We start from the raw sequence: 19627 nt of genomic DNA on the forward strand, positions 1-19627 counted from the left end.
GGGCTTTTTGCAGACTCCTTGAGACGCACTACCTATTCAAGGAAGGTCATTGGGTTGACCGGGGCCGAATTCTTGCGGACTTCGAAGTGAAGCTGGGGTTGCTTGACGTCGCCGCTCATGCCGGAGGTGGCAAGCGTCTGGCCGCGCTGAACCTTCTGGCCGCGGGCAACGCTGAGCGCATCGGCGTGGCCGTAGACCGTAACCGTGCCGTCGTCGTGGCGGACGAGAACCGTGTTGCCAAGCTCTTTCAGGCCGTTGCCTGCATAGATGACGACACCGTTTTCGGCAGCTTTGATCGGCGTGCCCTCAGGAACGGAGATGTCGATACCGTCGTTGCGGCTGCCGTTGACGTTGGAGCCGTAGCCGGCGATGACCGCACCACGAACCGGCCAGCGATATTTGCCGATACCGGTTGCTTCCGGTGCGTCAGCCGAGACGTCGGATTTGGTCGCGGCGTCGCTGACGGACTGCGTCGGCGCAGCACTTGCAACAGCTTGCGGCTTGGCCGCATCCGGTGCGGCGTCAGCGGCAGCCTTGGGCGCTGCCTTTGCTGCCGTTTCAGCGGCGGCGGCCTTGGCGTTCGCCTTGGTTACCGAAGCTTCGGCAACTTCCTTCTGTTCAGCGAGCGACTTGGCGGCAGACTTCTGCGGCTCGATGGAGGCGGTTCTGATCGGGTCGGCACCGGCATGCGGCAGTTTCAGAGCCTGTCCGACGCGGACGCCCTCACCCGACTTCATACGGTTTGCCTGCTTCAACTCATCGACACTGACGCCGGTGTTGCGGGCAATCCTGGCGAGCGAGTCACCCGGCTTGACGACATAGGTGCCGTCGCCCTTCGGCAGCGGACCCTTGCCGTTGCCGGCGGCGAGCTTGTTCGGATCGGCGAGGCCGGCCTGCGACTTGCCGCGTAACTGGCCGTTGGACGGCAGCACGGCGGCGTCTTGTTCGGGAGCCTTGGCTGGACCAGGCATCTTGCCGCCCCTGGAAAGATCGGTCGCCTCCGAAGCAACCTTCGCCGGGCTCGACCCCCCTGCGCCGTTCATGGTCGGAATGATGATCTGCTGACCGGGCTGGGCGCCGGCGCTGTTTCTCAAGCCATTGGCGCGCAGGATTTCCTTTGCCGGCACACCGTACCGACGTGACAGGAGATCGATGTTTTCGCCCTGCTGCAGGGTAACACTTGGTGCGTTGACCGTCGTCCAGCCTGAAGAAGTCGTCGAAGTGGAAGGCGCCTTCAGCGTACCAGCCGACGTCGTGTCCGAAGCCAAAGCCGGCTCCATACGGGACGCCACCTGCCTGCCACGGGATGCCGGCAGAGGCTGAGCGAGCGCCTGATCTTCGGAATTGGACACTCCGCGCGAACGGGCCGGTGCCGCGGAGGCCGTCGGGGCCGCCAGATCGGAACGCTGGATCGCGACCGGAGCGGTCGATACGCGGGCGCTGGAGTAGGAAGGATTGTAGCCGGCCGGAGAATTCGGATAAGTCCGCGCGGCTGGCGTGTTCTGCTGCGAATAATCCTGTTGCTGACCGCCGCCCTGGGCAACATCTGCCCTCGGTACGGCGCTATCATCCAGGTTGCTCGACCCACCGCGATTGATGGAACCTGTCGTCGTCCGATCCGGCGAGCCAGCGAAGAGCCCGCCGAAGCGCGTCGTGTCTGAACTGCAAGCTGTCGCTGTGCTCGCCAGGAGAATGGCCACCAGGACTTTCCCTGCCGATTTACCGAAGTTTGACGAAAGACTGAAACCCATGACTCGACCCACTTGAGACGCAACTGTTTATGGGTCGATTAAAGCGCGTTAATCTTACCATGCGGTTAAAGCACTGGCACCACATGTGTTTTTTTGAGGAATTGCTAACCATAGAAAATGAATCCGCCGCGCATGCGGAATGCGCCGGGCATTTCGATCCAAATTTGGTCTTAAAGATAAGAGGCGAGCATCGGGACGATCGGCTGATACGGAACGTCGAAGAGTTCCTCGCGCTCGAAGCGGCTGCCGGTCTTGGTGAGACGCACCATGCGGCAAACATCGTCCGAAAGCATCAGCGGCGCGATCATCGACCCGCCGGACACCAATTGATCGGCGTAGAAACGCGGCATAGCGGTAAAGGCCGATGTCACCACGATGCGATCGAAGGTGCCCTCGCCCGGCAGACCGACGCTGCCGTCCGCTTGACGGATGATGACGTTGCGCAAGCCGAGCGTATCCATGCGCTGCTGCGCGGCCGTCGTCAGGGTCTTGTAGCGATCGACCGTCAGCACCCGCTCGACAATGCGCGCCATGACGGCGGCGGTGAAGCCGCTGCCGGTGCCGATTTCGAGAACGCGGTGGCCCGGCTTGATCTTCAGACTGTGCAGAATGCGAACCACGAGATCGATGCCTTCCATGAAGGCCCCGCACTCGATCGGGATCGTCCGGCTAGAATAGGCGTCATCGGTAAATTGCAGCGGCACGAACGGCAGGCGCGGCGTCTGCTCGACGGCCGTCATCAGATCGATATCCAGTATGCCTTCGGCCCGCAGACGCAGCACAACGGCTGCGAAGCCTTCCTTCTCGACCAACCGAGGTGTCAATCCGCTACTCCATGCCCAAGCGCCCGCGCCACGCGGTCTTGCACCGAATAATCCGTCAAATCGAGTTTCAAAGGAGTTACCGAAATACGATTTTGTTTCAGTGCGTGGATATCGGTGCCGGGGCGAAAGATGCCGCTGCGCTCGCCGAAGCGCAGCCAATAATAGGGAAAGCCACGGCCATCGGCGCGCTCGTCCACCTGCAGATTGAAGGCGAGATTGCCCTGCGCCGTAACTTCGGTGCCGGAGACTTCGTCCGGCCGGCAGTTCGGGAAGTTCAGATTTAGGAAGGTGCCATCCGGCAGGTCGATATCGATGAGCTTGCCGAGGAGCGCCGGCGCATGCGCCTGGACCACCTCCCAGGGAACGACGCGTGTGCCGTTCTCGTGCACATAGGCCTGGCTCAGGGCAAAGGAGCGCACGCCCTGCAGCGTGCCCTCGATCGCGCCGGCGATCGTTCCGGAATAGGTGACGTCGTCGGCAACGTTGGAACCGGAATTAACACCCGACAGGATCAGGTCCGGCTTGATGTCCATGACCTGGCGGATACCCATGATGACACAATCCGTCGGCGTGCCGCGCAGCGCATAGTGCTTGTCGGAGACCTTACGCAGACGCAGCGGCTCGGAAAGGCTCAGCGAATGGGCAAGCCCACTCTGATCCGTTTCCGGCGCGACAATCCAGACATCGTCCGACATGGTGCGGGCGATACGCTCCAACGCTGCCAGCCCTTCGGCATGAATGCCGTCGTCATTGGTCAGAAGTATCCGCATCGCCCCACTCGCTTATTTACGCTGCCCGCTCGATCCTTTTCAGACCACCCATATATGGCAGCAGTGCGTCCGGAACAGTCACCGAGCCGTCGTCGTTCAGATAATTCTCAAGAACGGCGATCAGGCAGCGGCCGACCGCGGTGCCGGAACCATTGAGCGTGTGCACGAATTTCGTGCCCTTGTCGTCCTTGCCGCGATAGCGCGCATTCATGCGCCGGGCCTGGAAATCGCCGCAGACCGAGCAGGAGGAGATTTCGCGATAGGTATCCTGCCCCGGCAGCCAGACTTCGAGGTCGTACGTCTTGCGAGCGCCAAAACCCATGTCGCCGGTCGAGAGTGTCATGACGCGATAATGCAGGCCGAGACGCTTCAATACTTCCTCGGCGCAGGCGGTCATGCGTTCATGCTCGGCAATCGAGCTTTCGGCATCGGTAATCGATACGAGCTCGCATTTCCAGAACTGGTGCTGGCGCAGCATGCCGCGCGTATCGCGACCGGCGGAACCCGCTTCCGAGCGGAAAGACGGCGTCAGCGCGGTGAAGCGCAACGGCAACTTCTCCTGGTCGAGGATATCGCCGGAAACAAGGTTGGTGAGCGTCACTTCGGCGGTCGGGATCAGCCAGTGGCCACCCGTGGTCCTGAACGAATCCTCGGCAAATTTCGGCAACTGGCCGGTGCCGAACATCGCCTCGTCACGCACCATCAACGGCGAGCTGACTTCGGTATAGCCATGCTCGCTGGTATGCAGGTCGAGCATGAACTGTCCGAGTGCCCGTTCCAGGCGGGCGAGCTGCGAGGTCAACACGGTGAAGCGCGAACCGGAGAGCTTGGCAGCTCGTTCGAAATCCATGTAGCCGAGCTCTTCGCCGATTTCGTAATGCTCTTTCGGCTTATGGTTCCAGGCCGGCTTGGCGCCCCAGGAGTGCTTGACGACATTGTCGTGTTCGTCCTTGCCGACCGGTACGTCATCGAGCGGAATATTGGGGATGCGCGACAGGGCGTCGTTGAGCTCAGCGGTCAGCACGCGCTCTTCCTCTTCCGCAGCCGGAAGCGACGTCTTGATGTCGGCGACTTCGCCCTTCAATTTCTCGGCAAGCTCGGTGTTTTTCTGCGCCATGGCAGCGCCGATCTCCTTCGAGGCGGCATTGCGGCGAGACTGCATATCTTGGACGGACTGGATAATGGAGCGGCGCTTCTCGTCGAGCGCGATGAGGACTTGCGACAAAGGCTCGGCACCGCGCTTGGCAAGCGCTGCATCCAAAACCTCGGCATTCTCACGGATCCATTTGATATCAAGCATCGTCGTTCCAGGTCGTTAGACATGACTACAGCTCCGACCTAGAGTTCGGTCGGAGATCGAATTGGCAAACCCTTGTGGAAGGACGTTTCCGACCCGCCGCTCAGACACTATCCGTCTTGGCGACATCGGAATTCTCGTCATTCTCCTCAGCCGTCTGCCGGGCACGCTGGCGTTCCACGAGTCGCGCCGCGTAGATGGAAATCTCGTAGAGAATGATCGTCGGCACTGCAAGGCCGATCTGGGACATCGGATCCGGCGGCGTCAGCACGGCGGCAACGATGAAGGCGAAGACGATCGCGAATTTGCGTTTTTCCGCCAGCCAGGTTGATGTCAGCAGACCCACGCGCGCAAGCAGCGTGGTGATGACCGGCAACTGGAAAACGAGGCCGAAGGAGAAGACCAGCGTCATGATCAGGCTCAGATATTCCGAGACCTTCGGCAGCAGCGCGATGCCGATCTGACCGTCTGCCGGCACCTGCTGCATCTTCAGGAAGAACCACATGACCATGGGAGCAAAGAAGAAATAAACCAGCGCCGCGCCCATGATAAACAAGATCGGCGATGCTATCAGGAACGGCAGGAAGGCGCCACGCTCGTTCTTGTAGAGGCCCGGCGCCACAAATTTGTAGATCTGCGCGGCGATGACCGGAAAGGCGATGACCAAGGCGCCGAACATGGCGACCTTCACCTGCGTGAAGAAGAATTCCTGCGGCGCGGTGTAGATCAACTCGGCCTTGGAAACATCGAGATGCGCCCAGACGACGGCCCATTTATAGGGATAGACCAGATAGTTGAAGAGATGCTTGGCAACGGCGAAGCAAGCGATGAAGGCGATGAAAAACGTCACCAGCGACCAGATCAGCCGCGTGCGCAGCTCCATGAGGTGTTCGATAAGCGGCTGCGGCTTATCGTCAATGTCGCCCGTCATGCCTTGTCCTTCTTTTTAGGCGTTGCTTTGGCGACCGGCGTGGTCTTGGCGGCCGCTACACGCTTTTTTGGAGCCGCGACAACGGGAGCCTCAGGGGCAACCACGGCGACCTTGCGCGGTGCACGCTTCGGCTTTTCCGCGACGATCGGCGTATCGACCACCGCGACAGCGACCTCTTCCGTCTTGGCAGGTGCCTTTGCCCGCGGCTTGCGCACGGCCTTCGGCTTTGCAGGCGTTTCCTGCGCGGCGGCAACAGGTGTAGGCGCGACCACCGGAGGCGCTCCGCTTATCGCGGGGGCGGCCGGCGGCGTTTCCGGCAGTCCCATGGATGGTTCGGAAACCGGTTCAGCGGGGGTCGATGTGGCGGCAGGGCTGTCCGACGTCGTCGAACGCTGCAGATCCGCCTTGATATCGTTGCCCATCTGCCGCAACGGGTTCATTGCTTCACGCAATGAATTGACCGGATTGAGTTTCTGGGCATCAGAAATCGTCTGGCGTACGTCGTCCAGCTCGGCCTCACGCATGGCCTCGTCGAACTGCGAGCGAAATTCGCCCGCCATTTTTCGAGCCCGCGCTGTCATCTTGCCAATCGTTCGTAACGTCGCCGGCAGTTCCTTCGGGCCAATGACCACAAGCGCAACCACGGCGATAATCAGCAGCTCGGACCAGCCTATATCGAACATAAAAAGGCTCCTGGGCCGACAGCGAGCATTTCAGCCCCTGACGCGCCCGACATGATTACTTCGACTCGTCGGCCTTGTGTTCGACGGTACGGGACGTTGTCGACTGCGCCGGCGGCGGCGTCTCTTCGTCGTCGTTCATGCCTTTTTTGAAGCTCTTGATGCCCTTGGCGACGTCACCCATCAGCTCCGGGATCTTTCCACGGCCGAACAACAACAGCGCGATGGCCAGGACGATCAGCCAGTGCCAAATGCTTAGAGAACCCATTGCGATAACTCCGATTTCAGTGTCTTCCCGATGTAAGACGTTTGTGAATGTTTTTCAAACACCAAAATGTACTGCATCGACGCTTATGGGGATAGCGAGCGACAATGCAATAGCCAAACGTCTCCAACTCGGAGAATGAACTCCATATTCGCATGAGCTAATGGCGAAACAGAGGCCTGGGTATTGTTTGGAAAAAAGCTTTATGGGCCAGAAAGCGGGCCAAAACGTCTCGAGAGCGCCGATTTTGGGCTCAATCGTCCGAAGCACCGCCCGGCGCCAGGAGGCCGAGCTCCTCCAGATCCATCTGCGTGATCGGATCTTCGTCCTCGGTCAATTCATCGCTCATCAGCGGCGACGGCACGTTGAAATTGGCGGGGATCCGGCCGGAAAGCAGGCCTGCCCCCTTCAACTCCTCAAGGCCGGGCAAGTCGCGCAACTCTTCCAGGCCGAAATGATCAAGGAAATCCCTTGTTGTACCGAGCGTCACCGGCCGGCCGGGCGTGCGCCGACGACCGCGAAAACGAACCCAGCCGGACTCCATCAGCACATCCAGCGTACCCTTGGAGGTCTGCACGCCTCTGATGTCCTCGATCTCGGCGCGCGTCACTGGCTGGTGATAGGCGATGATCGCCAGGACTTCGAGCGCGGCGCGCGACAGTTTCCGCGCCTCGTTATCATCGCGGCGGATGACGAAGGAAAGATCGGCGGCCGTGCGAAAGGCCCAGGCACCGTCGACCTGGATCAGATTGACGCCGCGCATCGCATAATCGGCCTTCAGACGCTGCATGATGGAGCTGATATTGACGCCCTGCGCCACCCGCTCGGCTATAAAACCTTCCGAAACCGGCTGGGCGGAGGCAAAGACCAGCGCCTCGGCGATACGTTCGGCTTCACGCAGAGCGCGCTCATCGATCGCCGGCGCGACCGCATCGTCATCCATGTGCTGATCGTTATCAGGACCGCTCACACCCGCACCTATTCCGCAGCCTCGAGTTCATCGACGTCATGCTTCGGCCCGCGCCGCATGTAAAGCGGTTGGAATGCGCCCTCCTGGCGAATTTCCAGCTTGCCTTCGCGCGCAAGCTCCAGCGAGGCGGCGAAAGCGCTGGCGATGGCGGTGACGCGCTCGCTGGGACTGGTCATATAGCGCAGCAGATAATGCTCCAGAGCCGTCCAGTCGGTGATCTCGCCGATCATCCGGTTGAGGATTGTACGGGCATCACCCAACGACCAGACCTGGCGTCGCTCGATCGTCACCTGTGTGACGGCCTGGCGTTGGCGCAGGCCGGCATAGGCGGTCAGAAGATCGTAGAGGCTGGCGTCATAGGCGGACCGGCGCCGATCCGGAATGTGTTCCGGCGCACCGCGCACGAAGATGTCCCGGCCGAGACGGTTGCGGTTGACGAGACCCGTCGCCGCATCGCGCATGGCTTCAAGGCGCTTCAGGCGGAAGGCGAGCGTTGCGGCCATTTCCTCGCCGCTCGGGCCGTCTTCCTTGCTCTGCTGCGGAATGAGCAGCTTCGACTTGAGGTAGGCAAGCCAAGCGGCCATGACGAGATAATCGGCGGCAAGCTCGATGCGGATTCGCCGGGCGGTATCGATGAACAACAAATATTGCTCGACCAGTGCCAGCACGGAGATGCGCGACAGATCGACCTTCTGGGTGCGGGCAAGATGCAGCAACAGGTCGAGCGGGCCTTCAAAGCCGGCGATATCGACGAGCATGGTTGGCTCATGCATGCCGCGCTCGCCATTGCCGTCCTGCCACAGCTTGTCCATCGGCGCTGCCGCCTGTTGGCTCTTTTCCGTGCCGCTCACCTTGTTCACCCGTCAGATCCCCGGAGTTCGGTCTAAGCCACCGCAAACATCGCATCGAATTCAGCGCGAATCGACGCTTCGTCCGCACCGTCATCATAACCGAAAGCTGCTTCCACCGCTTTGGCCCGCTCAAGCGCGCCGCCGCTCAGGACCGGCACGTTGCGCACCACCTGCTGCATCTCGTCCATGATACCATTGCAATGCAGCACGATATCGCATCCGCCGGCAACAATATTCGCCGCCCGCTCGCCGATCGTACCGGCCAGCGCATTCATCGAGCTATCATCGGAGAGAAGCAAGCCCTTGAAGCCGATATGGCCGCGGATGATCTCCTCGATGACCTTGCGCGAGGTCGTCGCCGGATTGGCGGGATCGATGTCGGTAAAGACGACATGGCAGGTCATCGCCATCAGTTCGTCCTTGAGCGCGACGAAGGGCGGGAAATCATGGGCTTCCAGCTCGGCGCGGGACACCGTGACGACCGGCAATTCATGGTGCGAATCGGCAAAGCCGCGACCGTGGCCCGGCATATGCTTCATCACCGGCAGGACGCCGCCGGCCTTAAGACCATCGGCAGCAGCGCGGCCCATCTCGGTCACTGTGACAGGATCACCACCATAGGCGCGGTTGCCGATAACATTGCTCGACCCTTCAACCGGCACGTCGAGCACCGGCAGGCAATCGGCATTGATGCCGAATTTCAGAAGGTCGAAGGCATGGAGCCGCGACATCAGCCAGGCAGCGCGCAGGCCCTGCTCGCGGTTCTGGCGATAGATATCGCCCAGCGCCTGGCCGGAGGGATAATGCGGCAGGATCGGCGGACGGATACGCTGCACCCTGCCCCCTTCCTGGTCGATGAAAACAGGCGCATCGCGACCGACGCTATCGCGCAGGGACGCGACGAGATCGGCGATCTGCGCCGGCTCGGAAATATTGCGTCCGAAAAGGATGAAGCCCCATGGCTGTTCCGCCTGATAGAAGGAACGCTCTTCGGGTGTGATGGAATGGCCGCTACAGCCGAGGATCATGGATTTTGATTCGGTCATGTCCGAATCATAGCGGCCGCTTCGTGAAATGCGAAGCACGTCAAGGCGAGATACATAAAAAGAAGCCGGTTCAAAGGAAAACGGCGGGCTCTCGCCCGCCGTTTTCAGCTGATATCCCGTGCTCTGATCTTTTATTTCGAGATCAGGCAGGTGCCGCCTGCGGCGCGTAAGCGTACGCAGAGGTCGGCAGCATCATCCTTGGAACCGGCGACGACACGGACGCGATAGTAGGTGCCCTTGCCGGCAATGTCGGCCTTGCGGATTTCAAGCGGGTGGCCGCCGATGACACTGGCGAACTTCGTCTTCAGGTTCGCCTGCGACCGCTGTGCTTCGGCCTCGGAAGGCAGCGAGGCAATCTGCACGCCATAGGCGCCGCCGGCACTTGCCGAGGCGACCGGAGCTGCCTGCGTTGCGGCCGGGCTTGCCGAAGCAACCTGCTGCGGCTTCGGCTGGGCCTGTGTCGGATGGGGAGCGACGTTCTGGGTAGCCACAGCCGCCGTCTTGGCCGGCTGCTGTGCCGGGCGCGCGGTCGGAAGCGGAGTGGTCTTGACGACGCGGATCGGCGTGCTCTCGGCACTGGCAGCATCATTGGCATCAGCCGGTTGCGATACCTGCGTATCCGTGCTGGCCGGACGAAGATCGGCGGAGGCTACCTGATTGTCGGTGGCCGGCTTGGCCGCTGCCGCCTTCGGCGCCAAAGCCGGAGCTGCTGCCGTCGTGGTCTTGTCGACGGCCGGCTCTTCGCGAGCAACCAGCGAGCCGTCAGGCTTGACGATCATCGTGCGAACCTTGCGCGGCGAGACCGACGGAACCTGTCCGTCATCGTTGGCGGCCATGTCAGCATTATCGCCGCTCTGGCTCGGCAACAGCCGCGGATCCTGAGTGTCACCAACCGGCGTTGGCGTGACCTGATCGGCACTGCCATCATCGGGCGAAACAGCTTCAGGGATCAACGTCTTCTGGACGACGTCCACCGGCTGCTCGTTGGAGGACACAAGCTGCTTCTGCTTCGGCGCGGCGGCACCATCACCGGCGACGCGGTCGTACACGGCCTTGTCCTGATTCGGCACAACGGTTCCGCCCGGATTTTCCGGAGCGACCTTGATCGGTTCGGCATCGGCCGTGATCACACGCGGCTCACCGGAGAAGCTCGAAATCGGCGAGCCATGACGAACCCAGCCATAAACGCCATAGGCGCCGAGGCCGAGAACCGCAATGAGCGCGGCAGCAGTTGCCATGCCGCGGAACGAACGCGCCGGACGCCGGATGGCCTGCACGGCCGGGTTCAGCGTCATGCGGGCGACATTCTCGACTGGACTGGATGCCTCGCGGTAGCTGCGGCGGAAATCTTCTTCCAACGCCCGCTCGAACTCGTCGAACTCTTCGACAGGCTGTTTGGTGGCTGCGGCAACAGGCTGTGCCGCCGCATTCTTCGACCAGGAGGCAGCAGCCATTGCACCGCCGAGAGCGGCTGCAGCCTGCTTGATCGGCTCGGGAGCAGCTTCCTTGGCGGGCGTGCCGAACAGGCTCGCCATCTCGGCATCGATATCGAAATCATATTCCGAGGGAACCGCGATCGGCGCTTCCGGTTCGACAGGCGGCAGGTTCGGAACATGCGAGCCTTCGAAGGTCTCGACACGGTCTTCCGTATCGGAGATCTCCGACGGGTCGAAAGGCAAAGCCTGATCGATATCGAGCGTCGGCGCTGCCTTTGCAACAATTGGCGCGGCTGCAACAACGGGAGGCTGGACCGGCTCCGGCCGCGGGGTTTCCGCGACGAACGGCGCGGCAACAGCAGCCACCGGAGCCGGCACTACAGGTGTGGCTCTCGAAACGATCGGCGCAGGCTGCGACGCAACGGCCGGTGCGGGCGTCGGCGGCGTGACGGGAACTGACTTATTCGCTTCCGCCAAATCAAGTTCGGCAAGCTCCATCTCGATATCAGCGAGATCGAATTCGAAGTCCTCTCCGGCGAAGGGGTCTTCATCCTCCAGCAAGATCGGCTTCGGCTCTTCGCGTTGCGGGGCGACGGAGGCCACCGGAGCGACAAAAGCTTCTACGGTAGAAACTGCCGGTGTTGTGGGCTGCGAGGCAAAAATATCGAAATCCGGCTCGACCCTTGCCGCCGGCTCATTGCCTCTGGCAGGAACGGGATAGCGGTCGACATCGGCCAACAGGTCGTCGATCTCGGCAGAAAGAGCCGCCGCATCAAAGCTTGCCGGCTTGACTGGTTCCGGCGCCTTGGCGACCGGCTGAACCGCGACGGGCTCGACGCTCCGAGCATCCCCCATCGTCGGCAATTCAAAATCGAGCGCATCGACGATTGGCTGTGCTTGAGCGACCGGCGCAGCCACGGGAGCCGGGACGACGGGCGTTGCCTGTGTGGACGGAGGCGCCACGGTGAAATTGGCAATTGGCAAACGTACAGTGGCCGCAGCGTGCTGCGGCGTCGGCTTGACGACCGGCGGAGCAACAGGTTGCGGGACTGGGGTTGGCTGTGGAGCCGGGGCGGCCTGCAATGCCGGCGCGATCGACATCTCAAGTTCGTCGATCAGATCGCGCGCACCGACGGTCGGCTTAATCGCCGGCGCAGGTTGCTGCTGCAATTCGACAGGCTGAGGTTCAGCGATTGCCGGCTCGGCGGGACGCGACAGTTCGGCCTCACCAGCGAAGGGCTGATCTTCCGGCAAGACCGGAATGTCATTCGCAGGACTCAAACGAGGCGCATCATAGCGCTCGAATTCCCGCAGGAGCTCGTCTTCGAGATCGAAGGCCGGCTCTTGCCGTTGAGCCGCAGGTGCCGCCTGGGCGGCAGGCCGCGGCTCGAAACCGACGATGCGGGCGAGTTCGGCGAGCGGATCATCATCCGCAAAGAACCCGTCGTTTCCGCTTGCGCGATACGCCAACTGTTTTTCTGCCATCACCCAATCCACTCGCAAACGCTACAGTTAAATGCCAGTGCAATGTGGGCAAACGGTGACGTTTATCGCATTTCATCCGGTGCGGCGGTCCCGGTTATACCAAGACCCGACTTCAAAACCGACGCGACAGCGTGCACCAGCCCAAGTCTGGCAATGCTCAATTCTCGGTTCTTATCGTTAACAAATCGTAATTCAGGTAAATCTTTACCTTTGTTCCAATGTCCGTGGAACGAACTTGCCAGATCGTAAAGATAAAAGGCGATGCGATGAGGCTCCTGAGCCTGCGCCGCAGCTTCAATGATTCGCGGGAATTCCGCAATCTTCGCGACGAGCTGCAACTCGGCCGGATCCGAGATCACGCCGCCCACCGCCTTCGCCAGATCGAGCGAGGCGATATCGAGATCCGGAAAGGCTTCCTGGGCCTGCCGGAAGATCGACATGCAGCGCGCATGTGCATACTGCACGTAGAAAACCGGATTGTCCTTGGACTGCTCCGTCACCTTGGCAAAATCGAAATCAAGCGGCTCGGAGCTCTTACGATAGAGCATCATGAACCGGACGGAATCACGGCCGACCTCGTCGACCACTTCGCGCAGCGTGACGAAGTCGCCGGAACGCTTCGACATCTTCACCGGTTCGCCATTGCGGAACAGCTTGACCAGCTGGCACAGCAGCACCGTGAGCTTCGCCTTGCCTTCCGAGACGCCGCGCGCAACGGCTTCCAGACGCTTGACGTAGCCGCCATGGTCGGCGCCGAGAATATAGATCATCTCGTTGAAGCCACGGTCGAACTTGTTCTTGAAGTAGGCGACGTCGGCGGCGAAGTAGGTATAGGAACCGTCCGACTTGATCAGCGGACGGTCGATATCATCTCCGACTTCCGTTGAACGGAAGAGTGTCTGCTCGCGATCCTCCCAGTCCTCAGGCAACTGTCCCTTCGGCGGCGGCAACGCGCCCTTGTAGACATAGCCCTTGAAGGTCAGGTCGTTGATGGCGGTGCGGATCAGGGCGGCGCCATTGGCGTGCAGGGTCCGCTCCGAGAAGAAGACGTCGTGATGGACGTTCAGCGCCTCCAGATCGGCGCGGATCATCACCATCATCGCGTCGATGGCGCGTTCCCTGATGATCGGCAGCCACTGCTCTTCCGGCATGCCGCGAAGCTTGGTGCCGAATTCCTTGGCCAGCGACTCTCCGACCGGAACCAGATAGTCGCCGGGATAGAGGCCGGCCGGGATTTCACCGACCTGTTCGCCGAGCGCTTCGCGGTAGCGAATGAAGACTGACCGCGCCAGCACGTCGATCTGCGAGCCGGCGTCGTTGATATAATATTCCTTGGTGACGTCGTAACCGGCAAAGCCGAGCAGGTTCGCCAGCGCGTCGCCGACGACGGCGCCGCGGCAATGGCCGACATGCATCGGCCCCGTCGGATTGGCGGAGACATATTCGACATTGACCTTCTGACCGGCGCCGACCGTCGAGCGACCGAATTTCTCGCCTTCGGAGATCATCGTCGCCAGCAGGCGCTGCCAGTAGCCGACAGACAGCCGAATATTGATGAAGCCCGGACCGGCCGCCGAGACATCGGCGACGTCGGCATCTTCCTGCAATTTCGCGATGATGATCTCGGCAAGAGCGCGCGGGTTCATGCCCAGCGGCTTTGACAGCACCATAGCCGCATTGGTGGCGACATCGCCGTGGCTGGCGTCGCGCGGCGGCTCTACGCCGATGCGGCCGAAGTCGAGTTCGGATCGCTTTTCCCGCACAATATCAATTTGCTCGAGAGCGTTCTTAATTCTTACTTCGAAGTCGGTGAAAAGGTTCATCATATTGTCCACGCATAGCTTGTGCGGGCCCTGTCGACCCGCGCCGCCGCTGCCTACCGCAAATCGGGAGTCTGGTCAAACAGACGCCTATGGGCGCTGATGGCATAGGTATCGGTCATGCCGGCCAGATAATCCCCCACATGGCGCGCCTTGGCGGCGACGGCAAGGCCGGCGATATGGTCAACCCAATAATGGCTCTGCATCTCTTTGGGATTGTCCATATAGGCCCGGAACAGATCGGTGACGATCTGTGCCGCGCCGGTGCGGATACGCATGATATCAGGGTGACGGTAGATGCGCTTGAACAGCATCTGCTTGATCCGCTTATCCGTTTCCGCCATCTCGGGAGAAAAGGCGGCGATGACGCGGCCGGCAGCGCGAATGTCGGCAACGCTACCCGGCTTGACCTCGCTCAGTGCCTGCTGCGCAACGGAGATCACGTCCTCCACCATGCGGGTAATCTGCCGGCGCATGATCTCGTGCGTGAAGCGGCTTGCCTCCAGATGCGGATAGCGCGCCCTCACCTCGGCCATCAACTCCGAGAGAAACGGTATTTCCTCCAGCATGTCGAAGGTCAGATAGCCCGAACGCAGGCCGTCATCGATGTCATGGGTATTGTAGGCGATATCGTCAGCTATCGCCGCGACCTGCGCCTCCAGGCTGGCATAGGTGGCAATCTCGAGATCGTGGATTTCGCAATAATCGAGGATCGGCTGCGGCACCGGGCCGCGCGTGTCCTTGCCATCCGGCGTCAGCAGCGGGCCATTGTGCTTGACCAGACCCTCCAATGTTTCCCAGGTAAGGTTCAAGCCATCGAATTCGGCATAGCGCCGCTCGAGTTTTGTGACGATGCGCAGGGACTGCGCATTGTGGTCGAAGCCGCCATAGGGCTGCAGCATCTCGTGCAGCGCGTCCTCGCCGGTGTGACCGAATGGGGTGTGGCCGAAATCGTGAACGAGCGCTACGCCTTCGGCCAGATCCTCGTCCAGCTTCAAGGCGCGCGCCAGGGCACGGGCGACCTGCGCCACTTCGATCGTATGCGTCAGGCGTGTGCGGTAGTGATCGCCGTCCTGGGCGATGAAAACCTGCGTCTTATGCTTCAGACGCCGGAAAGCGGTCGTATGCACGATGCGGTCACGGTCGCGCTGGAAATCGGAGCGCGTCGGGCTCGACCCCTCGTCATAGAGCCGTCCACGCGATGTCCATGGGTCGCTCGCATAGACGGCCTTCTCACCATAACCGAAACCCAATGCATGCCTATCGATCGTCATCATCCATCCATTCAGGCGCCAGCCCATTGACGCCGCCTCGCGGCCTTCATACCTATACCGAATACAAACAGCAAAATGGCACATGGCTCAACCATGAAACCATAGCTGTCACCCGCCGTGCTTTCATGATAAAGGCTATTGATATCAGCCGTTTGAAAGTCGGACGGCCCATTGGTTCTCTCCGGATCTTGACCCCGGCAGGAGGAAAGCATGACAGAGACGAGTGTAACCCTATCGGACGCAGCGGCAAAGCGAATCGCCGCGATCGTCAGCGCCGAAGCCGGCAAGCGAGCGCTTCGCGTTGCGGTCGAAGGCGGTGGATGTTCCGGGTTTTCCTATAAATTCGATCTGGCCGAAGGACCGCAAGACGATGATATCATTGTCGAAAAAGGCAATGCCACCGTGTTGATCGATCAATTGTCGCTGGTCTATATGGCCGGCTCCGAGATCGATTTCGTCGACAATCTGCTCGGCCAGTCCTTTCAGATAAAGAATCCGAATGCAGTCGCAAGCTGCGGATGCGGAACAAGTTTTTCGATCTGACGCTCCCGTTTTTCCACAGATTGATCACCGACCGGAAGCCCTCGCTCCCGGCCGGTTTTCATTTGGGCGTGGTCAAGGCCGATTGCTGCGGATAAAAGAAGGCGAAGCAGAGGAGCCGCCCCGTCATGAAGATCGCCACCTGGAACATCAACGGCGTCAAAGCGCGTATCGAAAACCTCTGCCAGTGGCTGAAGGACTCCGATCCCGATATCGCCTGCCTGCAGGAAATCAAGACGGTCGATGAAGGCTTTCCGCGCCTGGAGATCGAGGCGCTCGGCTATCACGTCGAGACGCACGGGCAGAAGGGTTTCAACGGCGTGGCGATCCTCTCCAAAGCGAAGCCCGACGAAGTGACACGCGGCCTTCCCGGCGACGACAGCGACGAACAGGCCCGCTTCATCGAAGCGGTGTTCTCCGTGCCGGACCATGGCGCACTGCGTGTCTGCTGCCTTTACCTGCCGAACGGCAATCCCGTCGACACTGAAAAATATCCCTACAAGCTTGCCTGGATGGAGCGCCTGCGGAAATTCGCGGCCGACAGGCTCGCTCTGGAAGAGCCGATCATTCTTGCCGGCGACTATAATGTCATCCCCGAGCCGCATGACTGCTTCGATCCGAAGGTCTGGGAAAATGACGCGCTGTTCCTGCCGCAGACCCGTCAGGCATTCCGTCAGCTCGAAAATCTCGGCTTCACCGATGCGGTGCGCGCCACGACGGACGCGGTCAAATTATATTCGTTCTGGGATTATCAGGCCGGCGCCTGGCCGAAGAACAACGGCATCCGCATCGACCATTTGATGCTGTCACCGGAGGCGGCCGATCGCCTGACTTCCACGGCTATCGAGAAACATATGCGCGCCTGGGAAAAGCCGTCAGACCACGTTCCAGTCATCGCGCATCTCGATTTTCAGAATTAGCGCGCGGTCAATATCGCACACTCAGAGAGAATCGGTCTCGTTGAAAGACCGTCACTCGGCGCCGGCGACATCCAGTTGATGCGACATGGAGACCGCGACGCGGCGGTCGTTCTCATTGGCGACCGAGAAGGCCTGCTCCTGCAGGTCCTCCATCCAGCCGCAATCCTTCGGCTTACACTTGTCGAGCGCCGCCGTCATGAAGGCGAGGCCACGGACGGTCTGGCCTTCCTGGAATAGAATATTGCCGAAGACAGCCATGGCACCGGGATGGCCGCTCTTGCGGGCCTGGTTCAGCCACTTCTTTGCCTGCTGAACGTTGGGTGCACCGCCCTCGCCCGTCAGCATCATCTGCGCGAGCTGGAACTGGGCCTCGGGAACGCCGAAGGTCGAGGCGACCTGGAAATAAAGCTGGCGTGCCTGATTAAGGTCGATCTTGACCGGGCTGTTTTGAATGCCGCTCTTGTAATAATTCGCAAGCGCAAGCAGCGCATTGATGAAGAAGCCGGTATCTTCCGAGCCGGGCTCCACACCCTGCTGGGCGATCTCGCTATAGATCTTGAATGCTTCGAAATCGTCCTGCGTCACGCCATCGCCGTCGGCATACATATTGGCCAGCGCCCAGCGTGAACCGGTATGGCCCTTTTCGGCTGCGTAACGATAGGCTTCGACAGCCTCTTCCTTCTGGCCGTTCTTATAGGCTCGAAAGCCGAATTTGAAGAGATCGAAAGGACCGGATTCCTTGGTGACGCCGGCATTGATATCGAATGCCCGGCACTGGCCTGTAAGCACCACCAAGGTGGCAAGCGACAGGCTCAGTATCATGACTCTCGCTGATATGAACTCGGACTTAAACATAACAGTCGACTACTCTCGCTCCATCCGCATTCGTCACGGCAACCCCATCTGCGCCGCAAGGTTTGCGAATGTATTCCCTACCCGCGCGCGAACCAGCGAAACCTCCCGTCAAGAAGGTTCGCATGGCACCTGCCAGAGGCCGTTTGCCACATTTCCGAGCATAGTTCGAAATTATGTCCAAACGAGCATTCCTGCCGCCGCGTTCGCACGTCGCTGCCGAAACAGCACACCATTCAACTGCCCCAAAGGAGAGACTTGAGATCGGGAGATTTCTGGATTCCCGCAAGAAATAAAGCCTTTCCGACCCCATCGGAAACGTCGCCGTTCCGATCCCGGATTGCTCTTTCTGCCAAAGTGGAAACTGAACCATCAACCGTTTACGCACTCTCTATTAGGCCTGCCCCTGTGCCCGTATAATCGCTGCTCCTCATTTGTGGCGGGAAATGGACAAATTGGGCGGCGGACACGCACCTGTAACCGGTTGAAATAAAGTGTTGCCGATTCATCACAAGGATGATTGCCAATCTTGAGGTTTTGTTAACCATAAAGCGGCTATGCATGACTGTTTTGCACGCTGCATCCGCAAATAATCTTGGCCTGAACTTGATACTAAAGCGCCGCGAGACCGAATGGGGCTCGCGGCGCGGGAATCACTTGAGGTAACGACGATGATTTTCGGAAGTTACTTCAATTCAATGGGTTAGGTTCAGAATCTCACCTTCATCGAGGTCGACAGGGCAGCTACGAGATCATTGCCGTAGCTGTAGCTGGCGTCGTTGCCGAACGTAAGGCCGTTATAAGTGGCCTGGCCGGATTTGCCGCTGGTCAGCAAGCCAAGCGCACCGCCGAAGGTGAATTCGACATGTTCGGTTGCCTTGTAGTTGACGCCGGCGCCGAGCGTCCAAGTATCCGAGTTCATGCCATAACCCTGGCTGGTGCCGCGATCCCAGGTCAAGCTGAGCGCGCCGCTCCATTTGTCATTGAACTTATGACCGATACCGCCAGAGATCGTCCAGCCGTCTCGATAGAGCAGATCCAGCGAGGTGAGCTCGGTTGCTCCACCCGGACGGCAGGATATGCCGCGCGTGGAGGTCGGGCAAAGCGCGATGCTCTGCAGGAGGCTCCAGTTGGTCCACTTGACCGAACCGAAGGCCAGCCAGTCCGGAGCGATGCCGGTCTGCACTTTCCATTCCAGCGAGTCCGGCGCATCTGCCGAACCAAAGACGGACGTGGTCTTGCCAAAGAATGCACGGATCGGCGGCAGCTCCGTCAGATCGACCGTGCCCTTGAGGTTGTCGTACTTAACGCGGCTGTTATAGACGAGGCTGGTGCGGAAAGCGTATTCCTCGATCTCGTAGGCAAGACCAGCGCGCCAGCCCCAACCGTGACCGTCGACGTCCAGCGAACCGACACCGTCATAGACGGCGGAAAGCGGAGCGGGAATGGCCGAGACCAGGCGGGACTTGTAGCCGGTGACCTCCTGATAGAAACCGCCGCCGATCAAACGCAATTGGCCCGGACCCGCATCGAACTTGTAGGAGCAGGTCGCCGCATAATTATGCGTGCGCAGCTTGGTCTCGATTTCATTGTTGGCGCCGGCCCAGTTCAGGCCCGGATTGCTATGACCGCCGAACGGTTCGGAATAGTCGGCCATGCAACCGAGGTCATCGGTGATGCCGACCTTGAAGCCGATATACGGGATGGCATAATTCTCGGTGACATCCGTGGAACTACTGCGCCCGTTGAGATTGCCGTCAGCCGCATTGGTATCCTTGGCATTCTTGAACTTGCGACCGGGCATGACATAAGTCACACCGGATTCGAAAGCGTAACGACCCTTGTCGAAGAGCAGATCGATATCGTAACCGCCGCGATCAAGCCCACCCGCAAATGCGGCGCTTGCAAACGACGG

17 protein-coding genes are annotated in these 19627 nt (G+C 60.4%); 2 read left to right on the forward strand and 15 right to left on the reverse strand.

Features of this window, described 5'->3' with window-relative positions; translation table 11 throughout:
* Nucleotides 1-32: 32 nt before the first annotated feature.
* The 13 genes from RRH01S_RS32500 to RRH01S_RS32560 form a co-directional block, all read right to left on the reverse strand.
* On the reverse strand, nt 33-1751 hold the full coding sequence (locus RRH01S_RS32500) for a peptidoglycan DD-metalloendopeptidase family protein (RefSeq protein WP_012651313.1): 1719 nt from the start codon (nt 1749-1751) through the stop codon (nt 33-35).
* 170 nt (nt 1752-1921) lie between these two features.
* Nucleotides 1922-2575 carry a protein-L-isoaspartate(D-aspartate) O-methyltransferase gene (locus RRH01S_RS32505; protein WP_007690964.1) on the reverse strand — a complete coding sequence of 218 codons (654 nt, stop codon included), beginning with the start codon at nt 2573-2575 and terminating at the stop codon, nt 1922-1924.
* The gene (gene surE / locus RRH01S_RS32510) at nt 2572-3345 is read right to left on the reverse strand and encodes a 5'/3'-nucleotidase SurE (RefSeq protein WP_012651312.1); all 774 of its coding nucleotides are present in this window, start codon (nt 3343-3345) and stop codon (nt 2572-2574) included. Before surE ends, RRH01S_RS32505 begins: the two co-directional genes overlap by 4 nt.
* A gap of 16 nt (nt 3346-3361) precedes the next feature.
* Nucleotides 3362-4645, reverse strand: coding sequence for a serine--tRNA ligase (gene serS / locus RRH01S_RS32515; protein ID WP_042477578.1), 1284 nt, complete (start codon nt 4643-4645; stop codon nt 3362-3364).
* A gap of 100 nt (nt 4646-4745) precedes the next feature.
* The gene (gene tatC, locus RRH01S_RS32520; protein WP_007690958.1) at nt 4746-5573 is read right to left on the reverse strand and encodes a twin-arginine translocase subunit TatC; all 828 of its coding nucleotides are present in this window, start codon (nt 5571-5573) and stop codon (nt 4746-4748) included.
* Nucleotides 5570-6256 carry a Sec-independent protein translocase protein TatB gene (tatB, locus tag RRH01S_RS32525; RefSeq protein ID WP_012651310.1) on the reverse strand — a complete coding sequence of 229 codons (687 nt, stop codon included), beginning with the start codon at nt 6254-6256 and terminating at the stop codon, nt 5570-5572. Before tatB ends, tatC begins: the two co-directional genes overlap by 4 nt.
* A 55-nt stretch (nt 6257-6311) precedes the next feature.
* On the reverse strand, nt 6312-6521 hold the full coding sequence (locus RRH01S_RS32530) for a twin-arginine translocase TatA/TatE family subunit (protein WP_007690954.1): 210 nt from the start codon (nt 6519-6521) through the stop codon (nt 6312-6314).
* A gap of 250 nt (nt 6522-6771) precedes the next feature.
* Nucleotides 6772-7461, reverse strand: coding sequence for an SMC-Scp complex subunit ScpB (gene scpB, locus RRH01S_RS32535; RefSeq protein WP_012651309.1), 690 nt, complete (start codon nt 7459-7461; stop codon nt 6772-6774).
* Between the two features lie 35 nt (nt 7462-7496).
* A complete protein-coding gene (locus tag RRH01S_RS32540) occupies nt 7497-8348 on the reverse strand; it encodes a segregation and condensation protein A (RefSeq protein ID WP_007690950.1) in 852 nt (283 codons plus the stop codon).
* 23 nt (nt 8349-8371) lie between these two features.
* Nucleotides 8372-9385 (reverse strand): beta-N-acetylhexosaminidase, encoded by a 1014-nt coding sequence (gene nagZ / locus RRH01S_RS32545; protein WP_012651308.1) that lies wholly within the window; start codon nt 9383-9385, stop codon nt 8372-8374.
* Nucleotides 9386-9516: 131 nt separating this feature from the next.
* Nucleotides 9517-12306: an SPOR domain-containing protein gene (locus tag RRH01S_RS32550; protein WP_012651307.1), complete on the reverse strand. Its 2790-nt coding sequence runs from the start codon at nt 12304-12306 to the stop codon at nt 9517-9519.
* A gap of 62 nt (nt 12307-12368) precedes the next feature.
* Nucleotides 12369-14129, reverse strand: coding sequence for an arginine--tRNA ligase (gene argS, locus RRH01S_RS32555; protein WP_012651306.1), 1761 nt, complete (start codon nt 14127-14129; stop codon nt 12369-12371).
* 53 nt (nt 14130-14182) lie between these two features.
* Complete coding sequence (locus tag RRH01S_RS32560; RefSeq protein WP_012651305.1) at nt 14183-15400, reverse strand: deoxyguanosinetriphosphate triphosphohydrolase; 1218 nt, start codon at nt 15398-15400, stop codon at nt 14183-14185.
* Nucleotides 15401-15610: 210 nt separating this feature from the next.
* Here RRH01S_RS32560 and erpA point away from each other — a divergent pair, with 210 nt between their 5' ends.
* Together erpA and xth are read left to right on the forward strand one after the other, a co-directional pair.
* Nucleotides 15611-15943 carry an iron-sulfur cluster insertion protein ErpA gene (gene erpA, locus RRH01S_RS32565; RefSeq protein ID WP_007690938.1) on the forward strand — a complete coding sequence of 111 codons (333 nt, stop codon included), beginning with the start codon at nt 15611-15613 and terminating at the stop codon, nt 15941-15943.
* A gap of 125 nt (nt 15944-16068) precedes the next feature.
* A complete protein-coding gene (gene xth / locus RRH01S_RS32570) occupies nt 16069-16860 on the forward strand; it encodes an exodeoxyribonuclease III (RefSeq protein ID WP_042477582.1) in 792 nt (263 codons plus the stop codon).
* Between the two features lie 51 nt (nt 16861-16911).
* Here xth and exoR read toward each other — a convergent pair whose 3' ends face one another.
* Nucleotides 16912-17715, reverse strand: coding sequence for an exopolysaccharide production regulator ExoR (exoR, locus tag RRH01S_RS32575; RefSeq protein ID WP_007690934.1), 804 nt, complete (start codon nt 17713-17715; stop codon nt 16912-16914).
* A 706-nt stretch (nt 17716-18421) separates the two neighbouring features.
* On the reverse strand, nt 18422-19627 hold a 1206-nt coding region (locus RRH01S_RS32580), incomplete at its 5' end, for an OmpP1/FadL family transporter (protein WP_042477585.1).

The organism is Rhizobium rhizogenes NBRC 13257 (assembly GCF_000696095.1).
GTDB lineage: Bacteria > Pseudomonadota > Alphaproteobacteria > Rhizobiales > Rhizobiaceae > Rhizobium > Rhizobium rhizogenes.

What these genes read in the sequence shown, in the direction of transcription:
- RRH01S_RS32500 (WP_012651313.1), bottom strand. Translation starts at nt 1,751, where the DNA reads ATGGGTTTCAGTCTTTCGTCAAACTTCGGTAAATCGGCAGGGAAAGTC.
- scpB (WP_012651309.1), bottom strand. Translation starts at nt 7,461, where the DNA reads ATGGATGACGATGCGGTCGCGCCGGCGATCGATGAGCGCGCTCTGCGT.
- tatC (WP_007690958.1), bottom strand. Translation starts at nt 5,573, where the DNA reads ATGACGGGCGACATTGACGATAAGCCGCAGCCGCTTATCGAACACCTC.
- RRH01S_RS32560 (WP_012651305.1), bottom strand. Translation starts at nt 15,400, where the DNA reads ATGACGATCGATAGGCATGCATTGGGTTTCGGTTATGGTGAGAAGGCC.
- RRH01S_RS32550 (WP_012651307.1), bottom strand. Translation starts at nt 12,306, where the DNA reads ATGGCAGAAAAACAGTTGGCGTATCGCGCAAGCGGAAACGACGGGTTC.
- argS (WP_012651306.1), bottom strand. Translation starts at nt 14,129, where the DNA reads ATGAACCTTTTCACCGACTTCGAAGTAAGAATTAAGAACGCTCTCGAG.
- exoR (WP_007690934.1), bottom strand. Translation starts at nt 17,715, where the DNA reads ATGTTTAAGTCCGAGTTCATATCAGCGAGAGTCATGATACTGAGCCTG.
- tatB (WP_012651310.1), bottom strand. Translation starts at nt 6,256, where the DNA reads ATGTTCGATATAGGCTGGTCCGAGCTGCTGATTATCGCCGTGGTTGCG.
- erpA (WP_007690938.1), top strand. Translation starts at nt 15,611, where the DNA reads ATGACAGAGACGAGTGTAACCCTATCGGACGCAGCGGCAAAGCGAATC.
- nagZ (WP_012651308.1), bottom strand. Translation starts at nt 9,385, where the DNA reads ATGACCGAATCAAAATCCATGATCCTCGGCTGTAGCGGCCATTCCATC.
- RRH01S_RS32530 (WP_007690954.1), bottom strand. Translation starts at nt 6,521, where the DNA reads ATGGGTTCTCTAAGCATTTGGCACTGGCTGATCGTCCTGGCCATCGCG.
- serS (WP_042477578.1), bottom strand. Translation starts at nt 4,645, where the DNA reads ATGCTTGATATCAAATGGATCCGTGAGAATGCCGAGGTTTTGGATGCA.
- surE (WP_012651312.1), bottom strand. Translation starts at nt 3,345, where the DNA reads ATGCGGATACTTCTGACCAATGACGACGGCATTCATGCCGAAGGGCTG.
- xth (WP_042477582.1), top strand. Translation starts at nt 16,069, where the DNA reads ATGAAGATCGCCACCTGGAACATCAACGGCGTCAAAGCGCGTATCGAA.